Genomic DNA, 6,914 nt, shown 5'->3' on the forward strand with positions numbered 1-6,914 from the left:
ATTTCCTCTTGACTTAAATACTCCCGCCGGAGGCATCCGGCCGCAGTCACACCGGGATATTGTCGATCAGGCGCACCCCGTCCAGCCAGGCGGCGGCGAGCATCCGGCGCGGGCGTTTCGGGTCATCCGAGGGCATCAGCGTGGCAGCATCGCGCAGCTCGATATATTCCACCCGCTCGAAACCGGCATTTCGCATGGTTTCCGCCGCCTCGCGGATCGCCATGCGGTCGCTCTGACCGTCACGGATCTCATCGGCGGCGCGGCTGATTGCGGCATAAAGCACCGGCGCGATGCTGCGGCCCGCCCCGGTCAGCTGGCGGTTGCGTGAGGACATGGCGAGGCCATCCGTTTCGCGCACCGTCTCGCAGCCGACGATCTGCACCGGCAGGTTGAGATCGGCCACCAGCCGCGTCACCACCTGTAACTGCTGCCAGTCCTTCTGGCCGAAATAGCCGCGCTGCGCCTCGGTCATGCCAAGAAGCTTGGTCACCACTGTCGCGACCCCGTCGAAATGGCCCGGGCGCATACGACCCTCAAGCGGTTCTGACACGCCACCGACCGAGACCGTGGTGATGAAGCCATCGGGATAGACCTCATCGACATCCGGCGCGAAAACCACATCCACCGGCACCGATTTCAAAAGCGTCGCATCGGAGTCCAGCGTGCGGGGATAGCGGCTCAGATCGTCAGGATTGTTGAACTGGCGCGGGTTCACGAAGATCGTGGTGATCACGCGCTCGCATTCCAGCCGCGCGCGCCGCGCAAGCGACAGATGACCCTCATGCAAAGCGCCCATCGTTGGCACCACGCCGGTCATATCGCCAGCCGCCCGCCAGGCCCGCACACATTGGCGCAGCTCGGCTACAGTATGAATGATTTCAGTCATTTGGAGGTTTTTGGTCCTGGCATAGTGTCAGCAAAGGAATGATCAGGGCCAGGGAAGGCGCGCGCGCGCACCTCGGCGGCATAGGTCGCGATGGCCTGATCCGCAGCCTCGCCCAGATTGCCATAGCGCTTGACGAATTTCGGGCGGAATTCGGTAAAGAGCCCCAGCATATCATCGACCACCAGAACCTGGCCGTCACAATCGACACCCGCGCCGATCCCGATGGTCGGGATCACGAGTGCCCCGGTGATCCGCGCTGCGAGCCCAGCGGGCACCTTTTCCAGCACCACCGAATAGGCGCCCGCCGCCTCGGTTGCCCGGGCATCGGCCATAACCTTCTCAGCCTCACCGTCACGCCCGACGACCTTATAGCCGCCCAGCGTATTCACCGATTGCGGCGTCAGCCCGATATGCGCCATCACCGGCACGCCGCGCGCGGTCAGAAACGCAATCGTTTCCGCCATATGCGCGCCGCCTTCCAGCTTGACCGAGGTCGCGCCGGTCTCGGCCATCAGCCGGCTGGCATTGCGAAACGCCTGGGCCGGGCTTTCCTCGTAAGACCCGAAGGGCATGTCGATCACCACCATGGCCTTTGACGCGCCCCGGACCACGGCGCGGCCATGCAGGATCATCATCTCCATCGTCACGCCGATGGTCGAGGGCAGTCCGTGGATCACCATACCAAGGCTGTCACCCACCAGGATCACATCGCAATGCGGATCGACCAGCCGCGCAACCGGCGTCGTATAGGCGGTGAGGGTGACGATCGGCGCCCCCCCTTTCATGGCCCTGATATCGGGCGGCAGAACCGCCCTGGCGGAGGAAGTGGCGCTCATCGGCGGTGCAGGTCCCGGGCTTCGTTAACAGATTGCGCGGCATAAGGGCATAGCGCTGCAACTTGTGCAAGAATTAAGCGCCGCAGTGCAGCACCTGGGCTTTCGCCCCTCCCGCGGCCCCCTCTTGACGCCGCTGCGCCTCCCGGCGCCAATGGGCCAAACCGGGCGGCGCCAGGGCTTATGCCCGGCACAGCCCCTTTCAGCCACGGAGCAATTGATGACCCATCCCCTGATCCTGCGCGTCACCCGTGACGGCATCACGCCCGAAACCGACCGCCCTTCGGCCGAAAAGGTGATCGCGGGCGATCCGGTCCATACGACCTGGAGCCTTGAGGAAAAGGAGGGGCTTTATTCCGGCCTCTGGCAGGCGACCAAAGGCAAGTGGAAGGTCTCTTATGACGAATGGGAATATGTCTATATCCATGAGGGTCATTCGGTGGTGACCGACCAGAACGGCACCGAAACCCATCTGAAAGCGGGCGACAGTTTCATCATCCGCCCCGGTTATGCCGGCACCTGGGAGGTGATCGAGACCACGCTGAAAGACTATGTGATCGTCGCCTGAACATCGCCTGAGGCTCCGGGAATGCCCCGGTCAATGCCCATATATCAGGGGCGGTGATCTGGACTTTGACCGCGAATATGACAGCCGCAAACGGTCCTCCACATGAAAAAACCGCGCCAGGATCCGGCGCGGTTTTCATCTGTTGAGGCTTGGGCGGGTTCAGCCCGCAGCGGCTGTTTCAGCCTCTGGCCGCGGGCAATCCTCGGCCGCGATCTTCTTGCGCTTGCATTGTTTCAGGCGCTTTGCCTCGGCCTTTTCAGCCGCGGCGCGGGCATCTGCCTCGGCTTTGACGATGGCCGCCTCATCTGCCGCCTTCTTCGCGATATTCGCCTCGGTCTCCGGCACGGCACGGCCAAAGGCGTCATCCATATAGGGGCCCTCAAGCGCGACACTCTCGGCTTCGCTGCGGACCTTGACATGGGTGCCATTGCCGGCGCGGGTGTAGAGATCCATCACATCCTGGTTGTAAAGACGGATGCAGCCCGCGCTGGTCGCCAGCCCGACCGACGCATTGTCGATGGTGCCATGGATGCGGAACATGGTGTCACGGCCGCCGCGATAAAGGTAAAGCGCGCGCGAGCCCAGCGGGTTTTCAAGACCGCCCGGCAGACCACCGGCATATTCCGCGTAAAGATCGGGGCGGGTGCGGATCATATTGGCGGTCGGCGTCCAGGACGGCCATTCCGCCTTGCGCCCGATATAGCCATTGCCACGGAACGAGGTGCCCTCGCGACCCACCGCGATGGCATAGCGCACCGCGCGCCCGTCAGGCATCACCCAATAGAGCTTGCGCGAATAGACATCGACCACGATCGAGCCGGGCGCGTCATCACCGTTATAGGCGACCTCGGCGCGGCGATGGTCCTCCATCAGATATTTCGGCTGAACGGCGGGAATATGGATGGTGCCGTCATCGACGGCCTCGTAGCCGGCGACCACGCCCGGCGTCTGTTCGATTTGCGGTTTCGCGCCACAGGCAGCAAGGGCGGAGAGGGCAAGCACGGCAACAAGGCGGGGCAGTGTGAAAATCACGAAGATCATCCCGGTGTGGTGAAAACGACTCAGGACGGCCCCCGCCGTCCCGCATAGAGTCCATGCGCCACGCCCTCCGCGCCACGTCAAGTCCCGAAGGGCTGCGCGCGTCGATTCAGGGGCCAGAGCAGCCAATGCACAGGTTAAGTGTTGCGACTGAGGCAACAAATCATGCATCCCCCTCGGTCAGGTTCGCCTGATCCGGACCTTGCGGCGCGGGCGCAGATACGGGCGCAGGCACTGGATCAATGACAGAAATGCGGGCAGTCTGCGCCTTGAACAGGGTCGAGCAGAAGATGCGGAAGGGATGCGGCGGATGCGGCCAGGACCAGGCAATCTGATCACCGATGTCGCGGGGTTTCGGGTCGGCAATGCCTCGGATCCGGTCCTGCGATCAGGCGTCACCGTCCTGACGGCTGACCGCCCCTTCACGGCGGCGGTACATGTGATGGGTGGCGCCCCGGGCAGCCGCGAGACCGATCTTCTGGCGCCCGACCGGCTGGTGAACGGGGTGGACGCGCTGGTGCTGTCCGGCGGATCAGCCTTTGGTCTTGATGCCTGTTCCGGCGTGATGGCGGGGCTGCGCGCGATGGGCCGTGGCTATGCGGTGGGCGACCAGCGGGTGCCGATCGTGCCGGGTGCCATCCTCTTCGACCTGCTGAATGGCGGTGATAAGGCCTGGCCCGAAGCGACCGTGACCAGCCCCTACCCCGCCCTTGGCCGCGCCGCGCTGGAGGCGGCGGCGGTGGATTTCGGCCTCGGGAGCGTCGGTGCCGGCACCGGGGCAATGACCGGCACACTGAAGGGCGGGCTTGGCTCGGCCTCGGCGGTGCTGCCCTCGGGGATCACGGTCGGGGCCCTGGTCGCGGTCAATGCGCTTGGTCAGGTGACGGCGGGTGACGGCCCCTGGTTTCTTGCCGCCCCGTTCGAAGAGGGCGCCGAATTCGGCGGCCTCGGCCCGGCCCCGGCGCTGCCCGCGCCGGCAGCCCCCCTGCCGGTGAAGCGGATGGGCGAGGCCACCACCATCGCGATTGTCGCCACCGACGCCGCTTTGACCAGGGCCGAGGCGCATCGGGTCGCGGTGGCCGCGCATGATGGCATGGCGCGGGCGATCTGCCCTTCGCACACGCTGCTCGACGGAGATCTGGTCTTTGCAGCCGCGAGCGGTGCACGGGACTTGCAGGACCCGCTGACCGATCTGTTCCAGATCGGCCATGCGGCGGCGGTCTGCCTGTCGCGCGCCATTGCCCGCGCGGTCTGGCTCGCCCGCCCGGAGCGCGGCGATCTGCAACCCTGCTGGTCTGAACGGTTCGGTCGGAAGGGCTAGCCCCGTCAGGAAAGGCGGTTCAGCCCCAGCGGCCAAGCGCCTCTTCGTCGCTGGCTTTGGCGGCAACCCATTCGGCGCCCCCGGCGGTGAAGGCCTTTTTCCAGAACGGCGCGCGCGATTTGAGATAATCCATCAGGAACTCCGCCGCCTCGAAGGCCTCACGACGATGGCGGGCGGCGGTGGCAACCATCATGATCGCCTCGCCCGGAACCAGCCGCCCGAAACGGTGGATCACCAGTGTCGCAGTGAGCGACCAGCGGCGCGCGGCCTCTTCGGCAATGGCCTGGATCGCAAGGGCTGTCATCGCAGGATAATGTTCGATTTCAAGCGCTTCGAGGATACCGCCCTCATCGCGCACGAGGCCGGAAAAGCTGACAACCGCGCCGGCCGCACCGGCGGCAGAAGCGAAGCGGTTCAGCTCTGCCCCCTGGTCAAAAGCCGCCGCCTCTACCCGGATCAGTGGCGCGGTCACGGCTCAGCCCCCGGTCATTGGCGGGAAGAAAGCCACTTCCCGCACGCCCGCAAGCGGGGCGTCAAAATCCGCCAGTTCCTGATCAAGCGCCACCCGCAGGCTGGTCAGATCGGCGAAGGCCAGAGCATAGGCGTCGTCGCGCAGCGCGAGCTCCTGCACTAGATCGGCAACTGTTGCCGCTCCGGTCTCGACCCTCTCGCGCGGCAGACCGATCTTTTCGCGCAGCCAGGCGAAATAGAGGATCTCGATCATGGATCATCTCGCAGGTATGGCCTTGATTTTGCGAAATATTCCCAACCGGTGAAGGCGGTGAGGATCGCCGCGATCCAGATCAGCACAAGGCCGATGGAATTGGCATAAGAGGCGCAGTTTTGTGTGACGCAGGCCCGGATCGGATCGGCCGTACCGGCGCGGACCGCATCGACATATTGCTCGACCGTCATGCCACGCGCCGCGATCCCATTGACATAATCGAGCCCGGTCCCGAGGAAAAGCGCTGCAATCGCAACCATTTGCGCGGTGGTTTTCCATTTGGCGAGCTGTGTCACGCGCAGCGTGCCGGCTTTCGCGCCGATAAACTCGCGAAGCCCCGAGACAAAAACCTCACGGAAGAGGATCACGGTGGCGGGCAGGATCAGCCAGGGGTTCATGCCGTTATAGCCAGTCAGAACCATGATCGCGATCACCACCATGGCCTTGTCGGCAATCGGATCCAGCATGGCCCCGAATTTGGATTCCTGTTTCCACAACCGCGCAAGGTAGCCGTCGAAATAGTCGGTCACCGCCGCACCGATGAAAAGCGCAAGCGCCAGCCAGTCGGCCCACGGCCTGTGAAAATAGAGAAACAACACAGCTACGCCGGGAGCCGCGAGCAGCCGCATGAAAGTGAGGGTATTTGGGATCGTCCAGCGCATGCCGCCATTCGTAGCCGAGGCTGCCGCCTCTGGAAAGGGGGACAAAGGATTTGACTGTGTACTGGGCCGACCGGGTGACCTTTATACCGCTGTCGACCGCCTGCTATCGCACCCGGGCCAGATCTCCCTGAATAGCCCCATGTTTCGTGGACGCCTTCTTCGCTAACTTTGAGGCAAGGAGGCCATGATGGGCACAGGTAATTTCACTGACGATTTCAAGCGCGATGCGGTAGTGCAGATCACGGAGCGGGGCTATCCGGCCAAGGAGGTCTCTGAGCGGCTCGGGGTGAGCACGCACTCGCTCTGGACCTGTCCCGGTTCTGTTCCGGTCAGGTGCTCATGTTAGGCGGCCCTCTGCTCGAAGGCCACGGGTGATTTCCAGCCGAGGGCTGAGTGTTTGCGTCGCGGGTTATAAAAGCCGTTGATGTATTCGAAGAGTGCGATCTCGACATCACGCCGGGTGTGCCAATCCCGGCGCCAGATCAGTTCGGCTTTCAATGACTTGAAGAAGCTTTCGACCGCCGAATTATCATAGCAGTTTCCCTTACCGCTCATCGACACCGTGAAATCATGCAGGCGCAGCCGCTTTTGATAGTCATGGGCACAGTATTGCGCGCCGCGATCCGTATGGTGAATGCAGCCAGGTGGCGGTCGTCGCAGGGCAACAGCCATGTTCAGCGCCCTGATCGCCAGATCCTGCTTTATCCGGTTGCTGATGGCCCACCCGATCACGCGCCTCGAGAACAGGTCGATGATGACGGCCAGATAAACCCAACCCTCACGCGTCCAGATGTAGGTGATATCGCCTCCCCACTTCTGGTTCGGGGCACTCGCCGAAAAGTCCTGTTGCAAGAGGTTCGGCGCGATGTTGAAGGCGTGCTC

Annotated in this window: 9 protein-coding genes and 1 pseudogene; 3 read left to right on the forward strand and 7 right to left on the reverse strand. The window is 63.7% G+C overall.

The window, feature by feature from the left end; all coding sequences use genetic code 11:
* Window positions 1-46: 46 nt before the first annotated feature.
* Both panC and panB read right to left on the reverse strand, forming a co-directional pair.
* Window positions 47-886 carry a pantoate--beta-alanine ligase gene (gene panC / locus JC607_RS03740; protein WP_198835594.1) on the reverse strand — a complete coding sequence of 280 codons (840 nt, stop codon included), beginning with the start codon at window positions 884-886 and terminating at the stop codon, window positions 47-49.
* Window positions 883-1,722, reverse strand: a complete 840-nt coding sequence (panB, locus tag JC607_RS03745) for a 3-methyl-2-oxobutanoate hydroxymethyltransferase (protein WP_198835595.1) — start codon at window positions 1,720-1,722, stop codon at window positions 883-885. The genes panC and panB overlap by 4 nt, the downstream gene beginning before the upstream one ends.
* A 217-nt stretch (window positions 1,723-1,939) precedes the next feature.
* Between panB and JC607_RS03750 the strand changes: the two genes are divergently transcribed.
* Window positions 1,940-2,287: a cupin domain-containing protein gene (locus JC607_RS03750; protein WP_198835596.1), complete on the forward strand. Its 348-nt coding sequence runs from the start codon at window positions 1,940-1,942 to the stop codon at window positions 2,285-2,287.
* A 159-nt stretch (window positions 2,288-2,446) separates the two neighbouring features.
* Here the strand turns inward: JC607_RS03750 and JC607_RS03755 are convergent, their stop codons facing one another.
* Window positions 2,447-3,328 carry a L,D-transpeptidase gene (locus JC607_RS03755; protein WP_198835597.1) on the reverse strand — a complete coding sequence of 294 codons (882 nt, stop codon included), beginning with the start codon at window positions 3,326-3,328 and terminating at the stop codon, window positions 2,447-2,449.
* A 307-nt stretch (window positions 3,329-3,635) separates the two neighbouring features.
* On the opposite strand from JC607_RS03755, the gene JC607_RS03760 reads away from it, so the two are divergent.
* Window positions 3,636-4,646: a P1 family peptidase gene (locus JC607_RS03760; protein WP_198835598.1), complete on the forward strand. Its 1,011-nt coding sequence runs from the start codon at window positions 3,636-3,638 to the stop codon at window positions 4,644-4,646.
* A gap of 19 nt (window positions 4,647-4,665) precedes the next feature.
* On the opposite strand, the gene JC607_RS03765 is transcribed toward JC607_RS03760, so the two are convergent.
* From JC607_RS03765 to pgsA, 3 genes are read right to left on the reverse strand one after another with little or no spacing between them, the layout of a single operon-like run.
* Window positions 4,666-5,118, reverse strand: coding sequence for a molybdenum cofactor biosynthesis protein MoaE (locus JC607_RS03765; protein WP_370584743.1), 453 nt, complete (start codon window positions 5,116-5,118; stop codon window positions 4,666-4,668).
* 3 nt (window positions 5,119-5,121) lie between these two features.
* On the reverse strand, window positions 5,122-5,370 hold the full coding sequence (gene moaD / locus JC607_RS03770) for a molybdopterin converting factor subunit 1 (RefSeq protein WP_198835599.1): 249 nt from the start codon (window positions 5,368-5,370) through the stop codon (window positions 5,122-5,124).
* Window positions 5,367-6,032: a CDP-diacylglycerol--glycerol-3-phosphate 3-phosphatidyltransferase gene (gene pgsA / locus JC607_RS03775; RefSeq protein ID WP_198835600.1), complete on the reverse strand. Its 666-nt coding sequence runs from the start codon at window positions 6,030-6,032 to the stop codon at window positions 5,367-5,369. Before pgsA ends, moaD begins: the two co-directional genes overlap by 4 nt.
* Window positions 6,033-6,219: 187 nt before the next feature.
* Here pgsA and JC607_RS03780 point away from each other — a divergent pair.
* Window positions 6,220-6,339: pseudogene (locus tag JC607_RS03780) on the forward strand (transposase); the annotation flags it as partial.
* A gap of 35 nt (window positions 6,340-6,374) precedes the next feature.
* Here JC607_RS03780 and JC607_RS03785 read toward each other — a convergent pair.
* A partial coding sequence (locus JC607_RS03785; protein ID WP_198835601.1) for an IS3 family transposase occupies window positions 6,375-6,914 on the reverse strand: 540 nt, incomplete at its 5' end.

It is taken from the genome of Paracoccus sp. IB05 (assembly GCF_016405985.1).
In the GTDB taxonomy this organism is placed as follows: Bacteria; Pseudomonadota; Alphaproteobacteria; order Rhodobacterales; family Rhodobacteraceae; genus Pseudogemmobacter.

Coding starts and splice junctions, on each gene's coding strand:
- moaD (WP_198835599.1), bottom strand. CDS start 5,370: ATGATCGAGATCCTCTATTTCGCCTGGCTGCGCGAAAAGATCGGTCTG.
- panB (WP_198835595.1), bottom strand. CDS start 1,722: ATGAGCGCCACTTCCTCCGCCAGGGCGGTTCTGCCGCCCGATATCAGG.
- panC (WP_198835594.1), bottom strand. CDS start 886: ATGACTGAAATCATTCATACTGTAGCCGAGCTGCGCCAATGTGTGCGG.
- JC607_RS03755 (WP_198835597.1), bottom strand. CDS start 3,328: ATGATCTTCGTGATTTTCACACTGCCCCGCCTTGTTGCCGTGCTTGCC.
- pgsA (WP_198835600.1), bottom strand. CDS start 6,032: ATGCGCTGGACGATCCCAAATACCCTCACTTTCATGCGGCTGCTCGCG.
- JC607_RS03760 (WP_198835598.1), top strand. CDS start 3,636: ATGCGGCCAGGACCAGGCAATCTGATCACCGATGTCGCGGGGTTTCGG.
- JC607_RS03750 (WP_198835596.1), top strand. CDS start 1,940: ATGACCCATCCCCTGATCCTGCGCGTCACCCGTGACGGCATCACGCCC.